Source organism: Hymenobacter elongatus (genome assembly GCF_004745955.1).
Taxonomy (GTDB): domain Bacteria; phylum Bacteroidota; class Bacteroidia; order Cytophagales; family Hymenobacteraceae; genus Hymenobacter; species Hymenobacter elongatus.
Genome location: NZ_SRLD01000091.1, coordinates 1 through 2433 on the forward strand (window position 1 = coordinate 1; position 2433 = coordinate 2433).

General features: G+C 60.2%; 1 protein-coding gene and 1 pseudogene. Both read right to left on the reverse strand.

Annotated elements, in window-relative coordinates; genetic code table 11:
- Window positions 1-180: 180 nt before the first annotated feature.
- Window positions 181-2304, reverse strand: a complete 2124-nt coding sequence (locus E5J99_RS20815) for a TonB-dependent receptor plug domain-containing protein (RefSeq protein ID WP_135499730.1) — start codon at window positions 2302-2304, stop codon at window positions 181-183.
- Window positions 2305-2331: 27 nt separating this feature from the next.
- Window positions 2332-2433: pseudogene (locus E5J99_RS20820) on the reverse strand (IS1595-like element ISPlba4 family transposase); the annotation flags it as partial.

The window sequence follows — 2433 nt, forward strand, 5'->3', positions numbered from 1 at the left end:
TGTCATGCTGAGCTTGTCGAAGCATCTCTACCGCAGTGGTACTTAGCATTGCGGTAGAGATGCTTCGACAAGCTCAGCATGACAGCCGAATGTTAGCATCGGTTCCTAATTCAGGAACAAGTCTATTTACTTAAAAGAAAGCCACAGCACTATAATCTAGAGCTGTGGCTTTCTTGGGTTTCACTTCGACGTCGGCAGGTTCACCAGCAGGCGGGCGAAATAGAAGCCGCCGTTGAAGCCGAACTGGTTGGGGTTGTAGATGGTACGGCCGCGGTTGGTGTTGTCGCGGGAGGAAGTATAGGCCAGCGGCCCTACGGCGAAGTTCTGGGCGTTGTTCAACTCGTTCACGCGAAACTTGTCGGGGTACACGTCGAAGATGTTGTTGGCCCCCACCGTCAGCCCGATTTGCGGGTTCAGCTGGGCACTTAGCGTGAAGTCCGTCACCCATTTGGCCGCAAAAGTCTGGTCGATGCTGGAGAACAGGAAGCCGTTGTTGGTAGCGGGAGCATCGAGTCGGGCGTCTTTGAATTCGACGGCTCCGAAGCGTACCGTGCGAGCTTCCACGCTGAACATACCCAGGGCGTAGCCGGCCGTCAGGTTGATTTTGCTGCGGGGCTGGGCCGTCTCGATGCGGCCGCGCTGCTGGCGGTCAAACAGGGTATTTTGCAGGCCGGTCTGGTCGGCGTCGATGGTGGGCGAGCTGTTGACTTTGCGCACCTTGGTTTCGGTGAAGTTGGCCGCCAGCGTCAGCGTCAGGCGGCCCGGCCCCAGCTCCATGCGGTTGTTGGCCACGATATCGACGCCCCGGGTGCGGGTATCAATGGCGTTGGCAAAGAACTGCACCTGGCTTACCGGCAAGGTTCCCAGAATGGTAGCCACCGTGGCGTTGGCGCGGCTAAACTGCGACGACAGCACTATCCGGTCCCGAATATCAATCTGGTACGCGTCTACGGTCAGGCTGGCGGTGCGCAGTATCCGGGCCGTCACGCCCAGGCTGTAGTTGGTCGATTTCTCCTGCTTCAGCGCCGCAATGCCGAAGCCCTGCTGCCCACTACCGCCCGTCGTGAAGCCGTTGCGCACGATGGGGTTGTCGTTGTTGACGGTGAGAACCTGATTGGGTGCGCCCTGCACGAACTGGGTACTGGTGTTGGTGAAATAGCGCTGCTGCAGCGACGGGGCCCGAAAACCATTGCTCAGAGCTCCGCGCACGGCCACATCGGGCAGCACGCTGTAGCGCGCCGCCACTTTGCCGCTCACGTTGTTGCCAAAGTCGCTGTAGCGCTCGGCCCGGCCTGCTACGCTCACGAGCAGCTTCTCGGTAATGTCACTTTCCAGATCTACGTAGCCCGCCGTGTTGGTACGGGAGCGGTTCAGGGCATCGGAGGGCTGATAGCCAGGAAACACCTGGGCCCCAGCGGCAGCGAACGTAGGCGGCGGGCCCGGCGCGATTACGCGGCCATAGTTGGCGTACGAACCCCGCTCCCCGGCCTGAATCTGGTAGTTGTCGTCGCGGTATTCGACCCCGAAGGCCACATTCAGCGTACTCAGCGCCGCCACATCCGTGAAGCGCCGCGTGAAGCTCAGGTTCGACGTGTTCTGGCGGAAGGCAATAGCGCCGGCGTAGAAAGTAGTAGGGCTCAGGCCAATGGGCAGCGAAGCACTGAGCGTGTTGCTGATATCGAAGCGCAGCTCGTTGCGGCCAAACTTATTGCTCAGATCAACCTCAAAGCCCAGCACCTGTCCCCGCAGGCCCGAAATAACTGACTGATCGACAATTACGGTGTTGATAAACGGCAGGAAGCCATTGGGATACAGCGTGGCATCGACCTGGGTAATCTGGCTGGGCAGGCGGTAGAAGCCGGCGGCTTTGCCCGTGCGGCGCGACCCGCCGGCCGTCACGTAGGCTTCCACGCCCAGGCGGGGCAGCAGCTTGTAGCCCATATTCAGAAAGCCGCCGTAGCTGCGGGCCTCCGACTGCCCCAGGCGCAGGTTGGCGCGGTTGTAGCCGTTTTGGGCCACCAGCTCATCGTCCTTTGCTTTGAGCTCCCGACGCTTCTGCTCGGTGTCGGCGGCAGTGCCACCGGGGTAGTTGCCGCTATTGCCGCCCGTGTAAATGAGCGGTGCCGTGTCGGTGCCCGTGCGGTTGGTATAGCCCCGGTTGCTGAACTGCCCACTCAGCCCCAGGTAGCCGCGCCCGTTCAGGCCAATTCCCACGTTGGCATCGGCCTGGTAGAGGCGGCCGTCTTCTTCGTAGGTTTGGCCCACGGTGCTGCTGGCCTGCACGCCGGTGGTGTCATCTTTCAACTGAGGGGCTTAGGAAGCACATCGAGCTTAGAGGGGCCGTTGGCGAAGTTCTTTGAGTAAGACTTTATACACGTTTTCGTAGCGGTGGTTGAAGCGAAATTCACATTCTTTCAGATGCAAGATAAATGT